The 16,330-nt window shown below is 29.8% G+C and carries 18 protein-coding genes and 2 tRNA genes; 9 read left to right on the forward strand and 11 right to left on the reverse strand.

Annotated features, from left to right (window positions below; translation table 11 throughout):
- Positions 1 to 25: 25 nt before the first annotated feature.
- The 6 genes from GOY08_RS15185 (at position 26) to GOY08_RS15210 (ending at position 4,137) form a co-directional block, all read left to right on the forward strand.
- Complete coding sequence (locus GOY08_RS15185) at positions 26 to 943, forward strand: MinD/ParA family protein (RefSeq protein ID WP_158999783.1); 918 nt, start codon at positions 26 to 28, stop codon at positions 941 to 943.
- Positions 944 to 969: 26 nt separating this feature from the next.
- A complete protein-coding gene (locus GOY08_RS15190; RefSeq protein ID WP_202914075.1) occupies positions 970 to 1,788 on the forward strand; it encodes a sigma-70 family RNA polymerase sigma factor in 819 nt (272 codons plus the stop codon).
- Between the two features lie 27 nt (positions 1,789 to 1,815).
- Positions 1,816 to 2,223, forward strand: coding sequence for a response regulator (locus GOY08_RS15195; RefSeq protein WP_158999784.1), 408 nt, complete (start codon positions 1,816 to 1,818; stop codon positions 2,221 to 2,223).
- A gap of 35 nt (positions 2,224 to 2,258) precedes the next feature.
- Entirely contained in the window at positions 2,259 to 2,723 is a 465-nt protein-coding gene (locus tag GOY08_RS15200) for a hypothetical protein (protein WP_158999785.1), read from the forward strand.
- The gene (locus tag GOY08_RS15205; protein WP_158999786.1) at positions 2,720 to 3,328 is read left to right on the forward strand and encodes a hypothetical protein; all 609 of its coding nucleotides are present in this window, start codon (positions 2,720 to 2,722) and stop codon (positions 3,326 to 3,328) included. The genes GOY08_RS15200 and GOY08_RS15205 overlap by 4 nt, the downstream gene beginning before the upstream one ends.
- 74 nt (positions 3,329 to 3,402) lie before the next feature.
- Positions 3,403 to 4,137: a substrate-binding periplasmic protein gene (locus tag GOY08_RS15210; protein ID WP_158999787.1), complete on the forward strand. Its 735-nt coding sequence runs from the start codon at positions 3,403 to 3,405 to the stop codon at positions 4,135 to 4,137.
- 20 nt (positions 4,138 to 4,157) lie between these two features.
- On the opposite strand, the gene GOY08_RS15215 is transcribed toward GOY08_RS15210, so the two are convergent.
- From GOY08_RS15215 to GOY08_RS15235, 5 genes are all read right to left on the reverse strand, one after another.
- Positions 4,158 to 4,805: a hypothetical protein gene (locus GOY08_RS15215; RefSeq protein ID WP_158999788.1), complete on the reverse strand. Its 648-nt coding sequence runs from the start codon at positions 4,803 to 4,805 to the stop codon at positions 4,158 to 4,160.
- Between the two features lie 125 nt (positions 4,806 to 4,930).
- On the reverse strand, positions 4,931 to 6,235 hold the full coding sequence (locus tag GOY08_RS15220) for a hemolysin family protein (protein WP_158999789.1): 1,305 nt from the start codon (positions 6,233 to 6,235) through the stop codon (positions 4,931 to 4,933).
- Between the two features lie 11 nt (positions 6,236 to 6,246).
- Complete coding sequence (gene ybeY, locus GOY08_RS15225) at positions 6,247 to 6,813, reverse strand: rRNA maturation RNase YbeY (protein WP_158999790.1); 567 nt, start codon at positions 6,811 to 6,813, stop codon at positions 6,247 to 6,249.
- Positions 6,814 to 6,829: 16 nt separating this feature from the next.
- A complete protein-coding gene (locus GOY08_RS15230) occupies positions 6,830 to 8,293 on the reverse strand; it encodes an outer membrane protein assembly factor BamB family protein (protein WP_158999791.1) in 1,464 nt (487 codons plus the stop codon).
- Positions 8,294 to 8,320: 27 nt separating this feature from the next.
- Positions 8,321 to 9,115, reverse strand: coding sequence for a tetratricopeptide repeat protein (locus GOY08_RS15235; RefSeq protein ID WP_158999792.1), 795 nt, complete (start codon positions 9,113 to 9,115; stop codon positions 8,321 to 8,323).
- A gap of 277 nt (positions 9,116 to 9,392) precedes the next feature.
- Here GOY08_RS15235 and csrA point away from each other — a divergent pair, with 277 nt between their 5' ends.
- Positions 9,393 to 9,704, forward strand: coding sequence for a carbon storage regulator CsrA (gene csrA / locus GOY08_RS15780; protein WP_158999793.1), 312 nt, complete (start codon positions 9,393 to 9,395; stop codon positions 9,702 to 9,704).
- Positions 9,705 to 9,738: 34 nt separating this feature from the next.
- Here the strand turns inward: csrA and murA are convergent, their stop codons facing one another.
- From murA to GOY08_RS15270, 6 genes are all read right to left on the reverse strand, one after another.
- Positions 9,739 to 11,085, reverse strand: coding sequence for a UDP-N-acetylglucosamine 1-carboxyvinyltransferase (gene murA / locus GOY08_RS15245; protein WP_158999794.1), 1,347 nt, complete (start codon positions 11,083 to 11,085; stop codon positions 9,739 to 9,741).
- Between the two features lie 225 nt (positions 11,086 to 11,310).
- A tRNA-Val gene (locus GOY08_RS15250) sits at positions 11,311 to 11,387 on the reverse strand.
- A 37-nt stretch (positions 11,388 to 11,424) separates the two neighbouring features.
- Positions 11,425 to 11,501 (reverse strand) — tRNA-Val (locus GOY08_RS15255).
- A gap of 9 nt (positions 11,502 to 11,510) precedes the next feature.
- Positions 11,511 to 12,509: an amidohydrolase family protein gene (locus GOY08_RS15260; protein WP_158999795.1), complete on the reverse strand. Its 999-nt coding sequence runs from the start codon at positions 12,507 to 12,509 to the stop codon at positions 11,511 to 11,513.
- 10 nt (positions 12,510 to 12,519) lie between these two features.
- The gene (locus tag GOY08_RS15265; protein WP_158999796.1) at positions 12,520 to 13,200 is read right to left on the reverse strand and encodes a hypothetical protein; all 681 of its coding nucleotides are present in this window, start codon (positions 13,198 to 13,200) and stop codon (positions 12,520 to 12,522) included.
- Positions 13,176 to 14,171, reverse strand: coding sequence for a hypothetical protein (locus tag GOY08_RS15270; protein WP_158999797.1), 996 nt, complete (start codon positions 14,169 to 14,171; stop codon positions 13,176 to 13,178). The genes GOY08_RS15265 and GOY08_RS15270 overlap by 25 nt, the downstream gene beginning before the upstream one ends.
- A 150-nt stretch (positions 14,172 to 14,321) precedes the next feature.
- Between GOY08_RS15270 and GOY08_RS15275 the strand changes: the two genes are divergently transcribed.
- Complete coding sequence (locus GOY08_RS15275; RefSeq protein WP_158999798.1) at positions 14,322 to 15,446, forward strand: L,D-transpeptidase family protein; 1,125 nt, start codon at positions 14,322 to 14,324, stop codon at positions 15,444 to 15,446.
- Entirely contained in the window at positions 15,433 to 16,257 is an 825-nt protein-coding gene (locus GOY08_RS15280) for a hypothetical protein (protein ID WP_158999799.1), read from the forward strand. The genes GOY08_RS15275 and GOY08_RS15280 overlap by 14 nt, the downstream gene beginning before the upstream one ends.
- The last annotated feature ends 73 nt before the right edge of the window (positions 16,258 to 16,330 follow it).

The raw sequence follows: 16,330 nt of genomic DNA on the forward strand, positions 1-16,330 counted from the left end.
ATGTTCTTAGATTTTGGAGGATATTGTGTTTGATCAAGCTTCTAGTTTAAGAGAAATGATGAGAAATATTCAAAAAGAAAATTTAAATTTTTCTAAACCTGTTACATACCAACCTAAAGTACCAACTGTTCTCGCTATTTCTGGTGGTAAAGGAGGTGTTGGAAAAACTTTAACTACGGCAAATTTAGGTCTTTGTATGGCTAGGATGGGAATGCGAACATTACTTATTGATGGAGATTTTGGTTTAGCAAATTTAGATGTTGTTTTAAATTTACGACCTCAATTTACTTTAGATGATGTTCTTTGTGGAGAAAGACATTTAAAAGATATTATTATGACAGGTGTTGAAGGCGTCAGAATTATTCCTTCTTCTAGTGGTGTTATGCGTGTTCCTGAATTAGATAAATTACAGAAGTTAATGCTTCTAGATCAAATAGAATCTCTGGATGAAGAATTTGATGTTGTTTTGATTGACACTCCAGCTGGTGTATCAAAAAATGTACAATATTGGACTTCTTCATCTGCTGAAGTCATTATGGTTGTTACCCCTGAACCAACTAGTTTAGCTGATTGTTATGCAAGTATAAAAATTCTTTCTCAGACAACAGCAGAAACTAATTTTAAATTAATAGTAAATATGGTTCGAAATGATTTAGAAGCAAAAAAAATATATGATAAAATATCAACTTTATCAGATGAATATTTACAAGTAAGAGTCGAATATTTAGGGCATATCCCTTTTGATGAAGTTGTCAGAAATTCAGTTAGAGATAGAGTTCCATACGTCCAAAAATATCCATTTTCGCAAGCTTCCCAAGGTTTACGAGATATATCAAGACAAATTATTACACAAGGTACCGTTGGCCAGCTTAAAGGAACAATGCAGTTTTTTTGGAGAAAAATGGTTGCAGCAAATTCACCTGATATAATTGGGTATAAATAGTATTTCCAGGTAGAAGTGGAGGTAGCATGGCTTTTTCAGGAACAGCGCAAAAGAAAACTTTGCATGAAGAAACAAATGAAAAACAAAAAACAAAAAAAATTCCGCAAAATCAGACAAGAGCTGTTCCTTTAACCAGTGATCCCATGCGCAATCAAATTATTATGGATTATGCTCCATTGATAAAGTATATTGCGCAAAAAATTGCAGCTAGATTGCCCTCTAATATTGATTTAGATGATTTATTTTCTGCTGGTGTAATTGGCCTTATGGATGCTATTGATAAATATGATCCTAGTCGAGATAATAAATTTAAAACTTATGCTGAATTTCGTGTGCGTGGGGCAATGCTTGATGAATTGCGAAACCAAGATTGGGTACCGAGGAGTGTAAGAGAAAGTAACAAGAAAGAAGATAAAGCTAAACTTGAACTTGAACATAAATTTGGACGACCTGCAACAGAAAGAGAAATTGCGGAGTTTTTAGAAGTTCCTTTGGAAGAATACCAAGAGCGTATGGGAAGAACTCGAGTATCTATGATGAGTTTAGAAGAACTTGGTGGAACCAGTTCAAGTGACAAAAAATCTTTACTTGAATGTTTAGAAAATCCAAATTCAAAGAATCCTTTTATGCAGTTGAAAAACAAGGGAGTCCGCGATATTATTATAAAAACAGTGGAAGAATTGCCTGAAAAACAAAAGCTAGTGTTAAGTCTTTATTACTATGAAGACTTAAATTTAAAAGAAATTGGCCGAATATTAGATGTTACGGAGTCTCGAGTCTCTCAACTTCACACCCAAGCTGTGCAAAAAATGAAGTTAAAACTGAGACATCTTCTGCAGGAATAGTGTTTAGGTATAAAGGAGTATAGTTAAATGCCAAATTATAAACCTATAAATAAGGATTCACTTATACTTGTTGTAGATGACTTTCCTACAATGCGTAAAATAGTAAAAAGTGTATTAAAACAGCTTGGTTATCAAAATATCGTTGAAGCAGAAGATGGTCAATTAGCATTGAACACTTTAGCAATCAATCCGGCGATAGAATTTATTGTAAGTGACTGGAATATGCCAAATATGACTGGCATTGAGTTATTAAAAACTGTTAGAGCCCATAAAGATGAAAGAATCAAAAATCTTCCATTTTTAATGGTTACAGCAGAAGCCGATAAAGACAATATTGTTGAAGCTGTTAAAAGTGGTGTCAGCAATTATATAGTTAAGCCATTTAATGCCGCTACGATGAAGGAAAAAATTGATAAAATTTTTGCTAAGAAATAATTTTTTTTACCTTTCGCTCAAAGGTTAATATTCTTATGCATAAAAATCTTACTATTGAGGATATTGAAGAGCTCAGTCAAGCAGGTGCGACTTCAGTCCCTATTCCCACGCCATTTGATCTAAAACTAGTAACAAAAAAAATTCCGATAAAGTTTTGTGAATATAAAATATCTAATACTGCTAGTAAAATGCTCACATCTGAAAGCATAGGAATTTCAAGTAAAGGAATTATTTTTCAATCTCTATCTGAGTTTAAAAAAGGTTGTTTACTTAGAGTTTGGATAGAAATTCCCGACTACTGGTCTAGAAAATCAAAAATTGTAGAATATAGGCACACAGAAGCACCTACTTTTTTTCAAGTATTAGCACGTGTGTTAAGTGCAGAAGAAATACTTAAACGCGGCACAAAGTATCAAATATTGTGTGAAAATTTAACAATTGATGGGGTTGATGAAACAATTTTAAATGAATATTTAAACTTAAGTGGTGCTGGAAGATGAACTACGTAGCTCTTTTATTGTGTGTTGGGTTTGTCTTATTTTTGAGCCAAGTTTTCTTTTTTTTCGTATGCATTAAATGGTTAAAAAGTGGGAAAATTAAAAGAGATAAAGAATTTGCCATTCTTGATGCTGAAAGAGCAAAATTAATAGAAATTCAAGCGGTCTTAACTGAAGAAGTCAATCAAGCAAAGAAATTAGCTGGAGAAACATTAAATAAACTGATGTTAATTGGTTCTGAAGCTCATGCTGAATGGGAAGAAGTGACTAAAAAAATTAATAGTGTACTTATTGAAGTGGATAGACATTCGGAACATCTTTTAGAAGAAAATATTTCTAATTTAAACATGAAAACTATGGCTTTAGAAAAAACCATTCGAGATGCAGATGTTTTAAATCAAACTTTATTAGTTTCCATTAAAAAAGCGCAGAAAATATTAAAACTATTTGATACTTCAGTTCCTACTGAAGAAATTTTAAAAGAACTTCAAAATGAAAAATATTTAGAAGCAAAAAAACTTCTTCAGCAAGGTACTGAAGCGAGTGAAATAGTTAAAAAACTAGGAATGAGTTTATCAGAGGTTTTATTAATTTCTTCATACACTTAATTTTTATTTTCAATTTTTTAGGGTTGATATGAAAAAAGTTCTAACTCTTGTACTTTTTTTTATTTTAAGTATGAATGTTGAAGCTGTTGAAAAAAAATAAAATTAGCTACGTTAGCTTGGGAACCATATATTGGACCCGAATTAGAAAAAAATGGCCTGTTGCAGAGATTATTCGTCAAGCATTAAAATTAGAAGGTTATAATTTAGAATTAGTATTTATGCCTTGGGCTAGAGCTATGGCTGAGTCAGAAAAAGCTAGTGATAGCATAGATGGCTGTATGCCAAAATATTATGATGAAGAAGTTGTTTCAAAATTTGAATTTTCTGATCCATTTTTTGAAAGTCAAGTTGGATTTATTGGGAATAAAAAAAATAACAAAGAAATAAATTATATATATGATAAAGATGATTTAAATAAAACTTATGATAAATTAAATAATCTTTCTTTTGGAATTGTGCGAGGATATTTTAACGAAGAAAAATTTGATAAAAGGAATGATTTAAAAAAGATTGATGTTACAACTGATGAAATGAATATGAGCAATTTAATTAATAAAAAAGTTGATCTAATTTTTATTGATAATTTTGTTTTTAAGTACTTATTAAGGAAAAATTATAAATTAAATATATCTCCTGCTGATTTTACAATGCTAAATCCTCCAATAAAAGTCCATAATTTATATATTATTTTTTCTAAAAAAGCTGTTGATTATAAAGAAAAATTAAAATCTTTTAATTTGGGGATGAAGAAATTAAGTAAGCAAAAAAAACTTGGAAAAATAATTCGTGAATTTGAAGACTTTAGATAAAACATTGAAGATACAGTAAATTATTCATCTAAAGTCAAAATGGCTTTTCTAATTTCAAGATTAGATTTATCAAATATTTCAAAAGTATCTGATAGAGGTGGCATTAAACAAACTTTATACTTACCACTATTAAGTGGTGATGGGTTTCTTTCATTTTTTCCATTGTTCCTCCTTTTTAAGGAAAGCTTTTGGAGGAGAAAATTAGTATCTCTCATTTCAACTACTATTTGTCCATTAGATTGTTTTACATTAAAGTTATTTTCCAATTCTTTAAAATTTAACTCATAGGCTTGAGAATAGAATACTTCCTTTTCTTCTATTATATATACTTCAAATAAATTAGGATTGATTTTAAAATCATCAGGTGAAATATAATAGTCGCCACTTAATTTCATAGAAAGATATATATTTGGTTTCATTGGTTTCGTAACTGAAAACTTCCCTAATTCTAAATAACAAGTATACATTTTTCTTTTATTCCAGGTATCGTTGCCAATTTTTCCAAATGAAGTTTTGAAATTTTCGCTAAGGAAAGTAAATTTATTTTTATTTTCTTGATAATTTTGTAATTCATTTGCTTGTGAATTATTTTTTGAATTTTCATTTTCCTTTTTTCCACAAGAAAATGCCAGTATTGAAAATAAAGAAAACCTAATAAATTTTTTCATAAATCTCCTTTTTTATAGTAACAAAAAATAAAATTAATGATTTTTTATAATTTGTCAATAAAGTAAAAAATTTTAATTTTGAATATATATATCTGTAAAATATGTATTTATAATAAATTTATTATTTAATTAGGATCATCACTTCTTATTAAACGGACAACAACGCGTCTGACTCTTCTTTTACTGACCTCAACAATTTCCATTACCACATTATTCAGTGTTAATTTATCGCCAGATTTTGGTATTTGACCAAAGTAATGCAGAATAAGTCCAGCAAGCGTGTCGAATTCATTTGTTTCAATACCTTTAGTAAAATCTTCGACTTTAATATCAAAAAAGTCACAAAAATCATCAATATGAATTTTGCATTCTACTAAATATTGATTTGCAACTTGGGTAGGGCGAATGGCGTCTTCTTCATTATCAAATTCATCACGAACTTCACCAACTATTTCTTCAAAAATATCCTCCATAGTAACAATACCGCTTGTTCCACCGTATTCGTCTAAAACAATAGCCATATGCTGTTTATGCTTTTTCATTTCTTGAAATAAATGATCAACAGGTTTTGTTTCTGGAATGAACATAACTTCTCTTCTTATTTCTGCAACTGTAGCTTCGTTGCAAAAGTCTTCTCCTTGATGTTTTTTTAAGAAAAATAAAGCATCTTTGGCATGAATTGTTCCAGTTATATTATCAATTTTTTCATCATAGACTGGAATACGGGATAAACCAGTTTCTTTAAATTTTTCTACAGCTTCTACAATTTTCATTGATTGCGCTACTGCTGTTAAATCTATCCTATGAACCATAATTTCTCTAACTACAGTATCTCCTAGTTCAAAAATTCCAGATAACATATCATGTTTTTGTTCTGGAATAACGCCTTCCTTCTCTCCAACATTAATTAAAAATTCTAATTCTTCTTCTGTAATCTGGGGATCATTACTTTTATTTTTTTTGGAGTTAAAGGATGTGATATAATCACTTAAAGTAGTCATTAAAATTGTAAAAGGAAGAAGAATGTAATAAAAAAACTTATAAACATTAAGAACGGGAACAATAATTCTTACAGCATGAGTTTTTGCAAATGTTTTAGGAATTATTTCTGCAAAAAGAACGATTATAACAGTCATCATCCCAGTTACTAAAAGAATTTGTGTGTTACCAAAATGCGTTCTCAATAGGTCGTCAACTAAAATTGAGGCAAAAATATTTGCTAAATTGTTTCCGATTAGTAATGAGGCTAGAACTCTAGATGGTTTATTTAACCACAAATTTAAAACTTGGGCAGATTTTTTTCCAGACTCATACAAGTGTTTTGCTTTTAAGTTTGAAATACTTGTTGCAGCAGTTTCTGTAAGAGAGAAGAACGCGGAAACACATAAAATCAAAATAACAAAAAAAATTCCAGCAAACAGGCTTTCCATTCATTGATCCTTTATTTGCTTTGAATTGTTGCCTTACACCAAGAAGGTTTACCCATTTCTTTTAGAAGAACAGCTTGAATATTTTTTTCTAGCTGTGTCATAACAATCCAAGCATTTTTGTTTCTTTCGTGATCAAAACCCTTTAAGTGCAGTATTCCGTGAATAATCATTTTCTCAAGTTCTGCAGCAAAGGTTTGTTTTGCTTTTAATGCTTGATTGTAACAAATTGGTAAACAAATTAAAATATCGCCTAGATATTGGGTGTTTGATTGTATAGGCAAATTTTCTGTTGCAGGGAAACTTAAAACATCGGTTGGATATTTTTTTCCTCGATAATAGGAATTAGAGGATAACATTTCCTCACTATCACAGAAACGAATACTTAATTCAGTAGAAAAATCACAAATTAATGAAAGAATATAATTGATTCTTTTTTTTAAATCAGGTTTCTCATATTTAACAAGAAATGAAGAATTTGTTACTTCAAAAATAAAATCTTTTTTCTTTTTTAAAATAGAATATTTTTTTTGATCTAGTTGTATGTTAATTGAAAACTTTGGTTTTAAATTTTTTTTCATAAATTTTTTTTTCTTACTATTTAGCTTTTGCATAAAAACATCTGAAACCATTTTGCGAAAAACTTATACAAGCCTCTGAAGAATCATACCCTGAGAAAAACTCGCCATTTACTTCACCAATTGATTGAGTTTGAGCCAAGATTTTTCCATTTTGAGGGTCTAGCATAAATATCTCACCGTTACTTAATGCTGCTAAGATTAAGTTAGATTTTGTAATAAACAAGCTCATAACAGGTGACATATTTAAAGCAATTTTTGTTTTCCAATTTAAACTGCCATCAGTTTTATTTAAACTTATTACAAATCCATTTGTTGATCCTAGAATAATGTTATTCTGCCAAAGTTTTGCTTCAGCAACACTACCTGTTGGGTAACTCCAAACGGATGATTTAATTCCAGTGGAAATGAATTGAGTCATGCTTTCAGCATTTGAAGCAACTAATCCGTTATCTAGCAAAAGAGGAGCTGCAATAATTCCTGCAAATTTATCAGATCCTGCTGGTAGTTGATTAGCTTCTCTTTGTGTTTCGTTAGCTTCAGGAATTTGCCAAGACCACAATATGTGACCATTACTAGGATTTAAAAATAAAAGCATTCCTAAATCGTTTCCTACTACAAGTTGATTATTATACATTTTTAAGGAATTAGAAGTTAATTTTAAATTCAAATCAGGAGCAAGTCTTACTGCCCAAGCAAGTTTCCCTGTATTCCAATCAAAAGATTGAATGTAACCACTATCTGAAAGAACATATACTGAATTATTAGCTATTATAGGAGTTCCAATAAATTTAGCAGAATTTGTGTAAACCCATTTTAATCCTGGAGTTCCATCAAGAGTAAGTTGTATAATATTTTGTGAGTCAGTTTTAGATTGTATATTGTTTGAATCTTTATAGATAGTTTTGAGTCGAAAAAGATTCATATATTTTCTTGAATAATGGCCCCATAAACTTGTATTTTCTTTTCCAAGCTGCGGTAAGTATTTATTATCAGGATTTGCTTGAGTTTTTAATAAATAACCCTTTGTCGTCCCAATTAACCAATGATTGTCATAAAAAATAGGAGTTGATGAAACGGCACCAGGAATTGGATAACTCTGCAGGTATAATCCATTTTTATTTAAATCAAAACAATTTAATGTGTTTTGATAAGAAGAAGCTCCACAAATTGGCCTTGGGGTAAATAAATTAACAGAATTTTTTATAAGAACAGATTTATTTTTTTCTTCTTTTATTTTTTTTTGTTCTTCAATAGTAAAACTATTATCTGCAGTTAATCCGCCAAATTGTGAAAATGTTTTTTGAGGTGGTAAAACAACAGTTGGTCTTGTTGATTCAAACCCAGGAAAACCTGGAGAATAAGCGCCAGTTACTTCTAATATTTCTGGTTTTGAAGTGATTAATTTAACTTCTGGTAATGCATTTGCTTTTAACACACAAGAAAAAGTAACAGTAAAAAAAAATGATTTATAACAATTCATTTAATATATATCCTGGTTTTTTTAAAATTAATTTGATTCAAGAAAATTCAACCAAACTTTTGCCTGTTGTTGTATTTCAGAATTTTGGTTTTGTTTATTTTGATCTGAATTAGTAGATATAATTTGATTTAAAACTCTAATTGCTTCTTCTTTGTTACCCATAGCATAATTTATTTGAGCTTTTAGTAACCGAGCCTGATTTGGTTCAGGGTTTTGGACAATTGCTTCTACTACTGAAATTTCTGAAAGTGCCTTCTGTTCTTGCTTTTCAGATAAATATATTCCAGCAAGAGTAGTTCGAACTTTAATTTGAATAAGAGGATATTTTGCTGAATAATTTACAATAGGCTCTAATATTTCTTTTGCTTTATTATTTAGATTTTTTGAAATATAGTAAGTTGCAGATCTAATTCCTGCTTGCCAACCAATAGGTTCTTTTGCATATTTTTTAGCAAAATCAGCAAATAGAGGCATACTTTTTTCAAAATTAGGAGAAAAGTCTTTGGGAAGATTTCCTTTAAATTGTTCAATAATTTTTTGATTTTCAGCATTTTCTTTATTAAAAATTTCTTCAATATTAGCATATTCATTTGACAACTTTAAATTTTTAGAAGTTTGCATTTGATTATATATTAATAAACTAACTCCAATAAGAAGTAAAGCTATGATAAGTCCAAGTAACGTCCATTTTCTTCTTTGTGCAGTTTTGATAGCTTTGTAAGAAGTTTCTTCAAACAAATTGTTTTCAGTACTTCTTTTTGGACTAATTATTGTTTTAGAAGCATCATTATCAAAAGCAATATTTCGTAATAATCGAATCACCGTTAAACCCCTAGTAATTGAGCAGAGATAGTGCCTAAAAACATTATTCAGGCTTTTATCTAAATATTACTATCACAGATATTTTGATTTGTAAGTCTTTCCAGTTTTTCAAGGCATGAAGTGGGCGCTTTGTGTAGGATAAAATTACAGAGCGACAAAAGTCTAGCATCTTTCTTTTCTTTTGATATACCATAAGCTAGGAATTAGCTATAATGAGTTCATAAATTCAATCAATTCTGGCGGTTAGAGTTTGGTCTGGCCATGGAGGGTCTGTATCGTGTTGGTTTTAACGCGTAAAGTCGGCGACGTTATTGCTATAGGCGATAATATTAAAATTATAGTTATGGCCATTAAGGGAAAACAGGTTCGTCTAGGTATTGAAGCTGATAGATCAACGGTAGTTCACAGAGAAGAGATTTATCAAAAAATAAAACAAGAAACAAATGCAGCATCACAAGCCTCGGTTAATTCTTCTTCTGCAGCAAAAGAATTGCTTCAAAATAATGCTGAAGATTCGAATTTGAAAGAAAAAAAAGGTATCAAAATCATTAAAAGAAATTCTGAAAAAAAAGATTCAGAGAAAAAATAGATTTTTCTTTTCACTCGAAGATTTTGTGATTTATTTATTTTGTAAGTTGTCCATTTATAATTGAGACATCGGCACCCATTTGATTTAATTTATGAACTATATTATCATACTTTCTTTGTAATTCTTGAATGTTTGATAATAGAGTTGTCCCAGAAGCAACTAATCCAGCAATAACAAGGCACATTCCAGCTCGAATATCTGTAGGCATGCGAAAATTAGCGCCTGTTAAAGGAGTAGGGCCATGAATAATGGCCGAATGTACGTGGTTTTTATTTTTAAAACGGCAAGGGGCTTCTCCTAAGCAAGTTGAAAATAAATTAATATTTGCTCCCATGCTATTAAGGTAACGAGTATAACTTAGTCTGTCTTCAAATATTGTTTCATGTAATATACTTATACCGTCCGCTTGGGTAAATAATACCATAAAGGGTTGTTGCCAATCAGTCATAAAGCCTGGATGAACTTCAACTTCGATATGGCTTTGTTTTAATCTCTTACCTTTTGGGCTAGCTACAAATATTCCTTCTGAATTTACCCTAAATTCAGCTCCCATGCGTTGAATATAATTTAAAAAACTATATAAAGGGTCATGCGGAATTTTTTCTAATAAAACATTACCACCCGTAGCTAATGCGGCACATGCAAAGCTTACTGCTTGATTTCTATCTGGCATTATTCTCAGTTCACAGCCTTTTAAGCGTGAAACTCCTTGAATAACATAGGTTCTATTTGCATTTATTGTAATGTCAGCACCCATTTTTTGCAGCATTTTAACAAGTTCAATAATTTCAGGTTCAATTGCAGCGTTTTCAATAATTGTTCTGCCTTTTGCTAAGGTAGCAGCGATGATTAAATTTTCAGTGGTCATTACACTTGGAAAGGGTAAAGCAATATGAGCACCTTGTAGCCCATTTTCATCTACTGTTAAATGGTAAAGATCACCATCTAATTCTACTTGAGCACCCATTTCCTGTAGCCCTTTTATATGAAAATCAACAGGTCTTTTTCCTATTTTATCTCCACCAAGTGTTCCGTAAATGTAGGCGCTTCCAAAACGATGAAGTAAGGGGCCAACAGCAAGTATAGAAATACGATTTTTTTGGCATATTTCTCTAGAAATAGAATTTTTTGTTACTCCATATGCGCAAAGTCGAACTGCGTGCTCATCAACGTACTCAACTTCACCGCCTAAATGTGCAAATAATTCTTCTGCAATTTTTCTTTCATTCACTGCAGGGGCATTTTTTATAAGAATATGTTCATTTGTGAGTAATGAAGCAATTATGCATTTTGTTACTTGATTGCTACTGCCGGCTATTGAAACTTTACCGCCAACAAGTTTTTGTCCGCCATTTATTTTTAAGAGTTGTTCGGTTGTCATAAAAATCCTTTAATTTCTTGTATTTTTGTATCGGATACTTTTCTCTAAGGATAAGTTTAGATTTTCTTTGCAGAATGAAACCAAACCTGTTTTGATATGTACGAAGTTCTCTATAATAACGCAACGGAAGTGGAGCAACTTAATAAAAAGAAATAAGATAGTGTTGAACCAACAACTGTCTAATTTTTATAAAATTTTAGTTGTGATTTGATATGAGGAGAAAAATGGTGGGTGCTTAGGGACTCGAACCCCAGACCCTCGCCTTGTAAGGGCGACGCTCTAACCAACTGAGCTAAGCACCCAGCAACTTAAGTCGCTGATAACTGATATTCTCTGTTATGGTGGGTGCTTAGGGACTCGAACCCCAGACCCTCGCCTTGTAAGGGCGACGCTCTAACCAACTGAGCTAAGCACCCAAAGAAACATCAAGTTAGGTTTACTTCAGTAAGCGACCTGCCCAGTAATGTCAATAACGAATCTTGGTTTTTTTTAAAGTCAGCTAAATTGAACCCTAAGTATTCCTTTATTTTAAGATCTTTTTCAAATGGATTGGTTATTTGTTGTAGCGTTTTAAAAGCGTTAAACCCAAGTTTATCAATTATCAAATGCGGAATAGCTGGGACTGGCCAATCGGTTGCAAATAGAAGACGTTCGCGTAAAACAGTGTTTTTAGATTTTGCAAATAGTTTTAAAGCACTCCTGGCTCTGGTTGGATTAAATAAACCAGAGGTATCCAAAAAGAAATTTTCATATTGATTGACTAACTCTTCTGTTTCAGAAAGTTGTGTTGGTGTACCTGCATGCGCTGCAATTACCGTTACTCCCATTTCCAACGGTTTTTTGAGTTTTGATATGTGGTTATATTCTCCCCATTTTTTCACTGGAAGAGCAAAAGTATGTTCAGTATCTGTATGAGATAATAAGGGTATATTTAAAGCGCGTAAAGCTTCATAAAAAGGAAAACACAAAGGATTTTCAGGATCAATTCCCATCATTGACGGTAGCCATTTTACTAAAAAAGCTTTTTCTTTATAACAATATTCAAGTTCTTGTAATGAATCTTTTCGATAAGGATGAATTGAAGCACCAAAATCTAAAGTTTTAGGGAATTTTTTTTTAACTTCACATCCCCAAGAATTGGGAATATACATTTGAATATAGTCTTCAAGCTCTTTGCCATTTTCATTGTAAATTGAGTCTAAACATAAAGTAACAGCTTTAGAAATGTACTGGGAATTTTCAATAAAATTAGAAATTCTACGAATCCATAATAAATCAATATCTGTTACGAGTTGCTCTTTTGTGATTTTTTGCATTTTTTTTAAAAGAAAAAAAGTTGGACGTCTTTCAAATTTTTTTCCAAGAATAATTCCAGATTGACAACAACCGTTGCCTGCCAGATGAACATGAAAATCAATTAACATGAGGAAACACCTAATCTTGAAAGTGTGCGTTTGGATTTCGAACAAATAATTTAAATAAAAAATAAAAAGTTATCATTATTATAATGCCTTCCCAGCCTTCTAATTTTATAATGGGGTGTGAAGATACTAATGCAATTGCAAAACCTAAACTGCTCAAAAGCCAGCAAGCAATAAGAACCCACTTGCAGATAAAAAAAGCACGCCAAGATAAAAGAAAATTTGCTGGAAGAATTGATAAGTGTTTTTTTAATCGGTTTTCGATAATCTGTGATCGCCAAAAATGGTAATACAAAGAAATAATACAAAGTTTACTAAATCCTAAAGCTAGTATTTCTTTTACACCAGATGTGGTATACAATAAAAGAAAGTATGCACAAATAAACAATGTCATAATAATGTTTGATGGTGTTTTAGGATTTTCAAAATGATAACAAATATGTAAATATATTCGGGATAAAAAAATATTATATGCTATAAGAAAAATACTAATTAAAATAAGAATAAAAGATATTTCAATTACTGTGAAGTTTTTTGAAAGTAAAATTTTTAAAGCAATCCCTTCAGAAACGCTTAATAAGATCAGAAAAGTTACAGAAAATATTAAAACTAGAAATATAGAAAGTCTTTTTTTTAATAGATGTTGTTTTCTTTTGTAATAATCTGAACTTAGTTCCCTGATTTTGTCTTCCACTCTGAAAAAATCCTTTCAACATGATCTAGCTTATTTTGTCCTAGAGTAAGTAATTCTATTAGTCTATCAAAGGCACCTATTTTATTTGCTTCAGTAAAACGTTCATCTTTAGCAATAGTATAATTTGGTTCCATAGCTTCTTGTAATGATATTTTATTTTCATCTAAGCTTTTTTTAAACGTGATTGAATAATTAGATATATTATACAAATTATTTTTTTTATTTGAAATAAGATGTTGTTTAGAAAATACAACAAGGGAATTATTAGCTAGAATAAGATCATTAATAAATTGTTCGAATGCAAATAATTCCATATTGCTGCCAGATCTTAAACGAAAAAAAGTATCCTCAAGACTTAAAGCAATCAATTTGTCTTTAGGTAAGATATTGTGAAAAAAATGAGATTGATATTTTTTATTTTCATAATGAAGTTTTTCAATATTTTTTAAGTAATATTTTCTAATATCACTCCAAAAAAATAAAGTTGCAAATTTATTCTCGAAAAGAAAAGTAAAGGGATATTTTATTATAGAGGAATTTTGTTCGATATAAAACAATGCAGAAAGACATTTAATCATAAAAGCTATTATTTTCTGATTGACTTCCAATGTACAAGAGCAGTCTTGCCATGCAATTAATTTACTACTAACCATTCCTTTTTTTAGGGGCCAAATAGGTTCGAGTTTTTCATTAAGCAGTTGATATGCATTTTGTTTTATAATTTCTTGTTCAAATTTGGCACATTTGCAAGGTTTTTGATAAGGAGCTGATGTTGAATTTGGAAAATTTAATATATATCCTTCACACTCAGAAGAACTTAGTTTTTTATCCTTATAAGGGCAAAAATTTTCCCTAACAAATTCCCTTATGGAAGCGTTTTTCTTAGTAGATTGATTTTTTTTACTTTTCTTTATAACTTCATTAATTTCAAAAACAATAGTTTTTAATACATTTTCCTGCATGAAACTCATCGATATTTGCCCCTTACGCAGAACTCAGTTATTGAGGTAATACTCATTTTGTGACGAGTCTTTGACGATCTAGATTAATAATCATATCCACATTAAACTTTATACAATAATTTATAAGTTTTGTTTGAGTTTTTTATATGGAGTTTTGATATGAAAGTGCATTGCTTATCCTTTCAAAGTATAAGTAAGCTATATCTCCATTTTTGTTGGATTTGTCTTTTTACTTACAATCCTTTTGTTTTTTCACAAATAAAAACAGACAAAAATTGGGAAAATAAAACTGCTGAAGAGCAGAATAATACTCAAATAGTAGCAGGAAACGACATACCAGATAAGCTCTCAGGAAATCAATTATCAGAACCTATGTCTCGAAATCAAACAAAAATTCCTGCTGCATTAATAAGTTTAGGTTGGAAATCCTCAGACTATGCTCTTATTGTAGAAAAATTACTGCACAAATTAACAGTCTATCGATCTAATTTTAATGGTGGATATGATGTTATAAAAAGTTATGAAGCTATTACAGGAAAAAAACAAGGCGATAAAAAATCCCTAGGAGACAAAAAGACACCTGAGGGAGTTTATTTTATTACTGGCAAAATTTCGGGTGGAAAGTTGCCACCAAAGTATGGACCAGGAGCATTGACATTAGATTACCCAAATATTTTTGACCAAAGATCTAGCAAAACTGGCTATGGAATTTGGATTCATGGTGTTGAAGATGATACAAGGGTTTTAAAACCTTTTGATACTGATGGTTGTGTCGCATTAAGAAATCAGGATTGGAAAGATCTTGAAAAATATATTACTCTTTTTGAAACACCAGTTATAATTACGAAAGAAATGTTTTATTTAAACTCAAATGAAACACTACTAGAAGCAAAAAGTCAAATTCATTCTTTATTAGAGTCTTGGAAAAAAGCTTGGGAAAATTCTGATTTAAATTTATACTTATCTTACTATTCTGATACATTTCATACTTCAGGAAAAAATAAAAAACAATGGTTATCATACAAAACAAGTATTTCTGCAAATCGAAAAGGAAAAATAACTATTGAAATAAGTGATCCTAAAATTGTAGCATATGGAGATCAGCTATTTGTCTCATTTTTACAACGTTATAAATCTTCTGAAAAAATTGATTTTGGAAGAAAGTTTTTATACTTAAAAAAAGAAAATAATGAATTTAAAATAATTTCGGAAAAATGGTATGAAGAAGATGAGAAACCAGAATTGCTTAGTGCATTAATAAGGCAAAATAATGAATACAAGTAATCCAGGTAAAAAAATGGGTTCAAAGAAATTTAATTTAATTTTTTTTATTGATTCTGAAAAAACATATCATTTTAAATTTAACTATATATTGTTAAAAATTTTCCTTTTTTTATTATCAATCATCTTCTTATTTGCAATATTATCAATTTTAATTTCAATTAATATTTATAAAAAAAATATGAATTTTGAAAAATATATAACCTCATTTAAAAAAGAAGTGATAGAGTTTTATTTAGATAAAGAAAAAAATTATGATAATAATGAAAACCTTTCTTTTAATAATATAAAAGACGATTCAGAAAAGATAAAAGTAACTGATATTGATCAAGCAAATCCTAATCAGACAATGCTTCCTGAAAAAAATGAAGAAAATGTTTCAGATACTAACAAAAAAGTAATTGCTGAAGTAGAAAAAACTAATCGCAATGATGATATAAATGTATTAAATAATGCAATGGTTAAAATAGAAAGTTCAAAAATTATCCAGAATCAAAATGAAACAAAAATATATTTTAATTTATCAAATATAAATCAAAAAAAATCAACTATTTCAGGAAGTGTTTGTGCTGTAATATTAGGTACAAATATAAAAAAAGAAAATTTAGTTTATAAAATTCCAGAAAAATTAGTTTTGAATAATAATAATGTTCCTATAAATTGTAATGAAGGAGAAAAGGTTAAATTTAGCAGATTAAGACCAACTGAATTTACTATTAAATCTGGGAAATTAGACTTTTTAGTTAGTCAAGTAAACATATATTTTTTTCATAAAGGCCTAAATGGAATAATTCTTAATACAATTAATAATTAATATAAATATGTCAATTATTTGATATGGAAAAAAAATCCTACGTGTCGATAGCTCCTCTGTGATCCAGCAAGAG

Origin of the sequence: Pigmentibacter ruber (genome assembly GCF_009792895.1) — a bacterium.
GTDB lineage: Bacteria > Bdellovibrionota_B > Oligoflexia > Silvanigrellales > Silvanigrellaceae > Silvanigrella > Silvanigrella rubra.

Bases quoted from the DNA above. Each gene is read 5' to 3' on its own strand.
- murA (WP_158999794.1), bottom strand. From the start codon at position 11,085: ATGACAACCGAACAACTCTTAAAAATAAATGGCGGACAAAAACTTGTT.
- GOY08_RS15195 (WP_158999784.1), top strand. From the start codon at position 1,816: ATGCCAAATTATAAACCTATAAATAAGGATTCACTTATACTTGTTGTA.
- GOY08_RS15260 (WP_158999795.1), bottom strand. From the start codon at position 12,509: ATGTTAATTGATTTTCATGTTCATCTGGCAGGCAACGGTTGTTGTCAA.
- GOY08_RS15210 (WP_158999787.1), top strand. From the start codon at position 3,403: ATGTTGAAGCTGTTGAAAAAAAATAAAATTAGCTACGTTAGCTTGGGA.
- GOY08_RS15220 (WP_158999789.1), bottom strand. From the start codon at position 6,235: ATGGAAAGCCTGTTTGCTGGAATTTTTTTTGTTATTTTGATTTTATGT.
- GOY08_RS15190 (WP_202914075.1), top strand. From the start codon at position 970: ATGGCTTTTTCAGGAACAGCGCAAAAGAAAACTTTGCATGAAGAAACA.
- GOY08_RS15270 (WP_158999797.1), bottom strand. From the start codon at position 14,171: ATGAGTTTCATGCAGGAAAATGTATTAAAAACTATTGTTTTTGAAATT.
- GOY08_RS15280 (WP_158999799.1), top strand. From the start codon at position 15,433: ATGAATACAAGTAATCCAGGTAAAAAAATGGGTTCAAAGAAATTTAAT.
- GOY08_RS15230 (WP_158999791.1), bottom strand. From the start codon at position 8,293: ATGAATTGTTATAAATCATTTTTTTTTACTGTTACTTTTTCTTGTGTG.
- GOY08_RS15205 (WP_158999786.1), top strand. From the start codon at position 2,720: ATGAACTACGTAGCTCTTTTATTGTGTGTTGGGTTTGTCTTATTTTTG.
- GOY08_RS15200 (WP_158999785.1), top strand. From the start codon at position 2,259: ATGCATAAAAATCTTACTATTGAGGATATTGAAGAGCTCAGTCAAGCA.
- GOY08_RS15215 (WP_158999788.1), bottom strand. From the start codon at position 4,805: ATGAAAAAATTTATTAGGTTTTCTTTATTTTCAATACTGGCATTTTCT.
- GOY08_RS15275 (WP_158999798.1), top strand. From the start codon at position 14,322: ATGAAAGTGCATTGCTTATCCTTTCAAAGTATAAGTAAGCTATATCTC.
- ybeY (WP_158999790.1), bottom strand. From the start codon at position 6,813: ATGAAAAAAAATTTAAAACCAAAGTTTTCAATTAACATACAACTAGAT.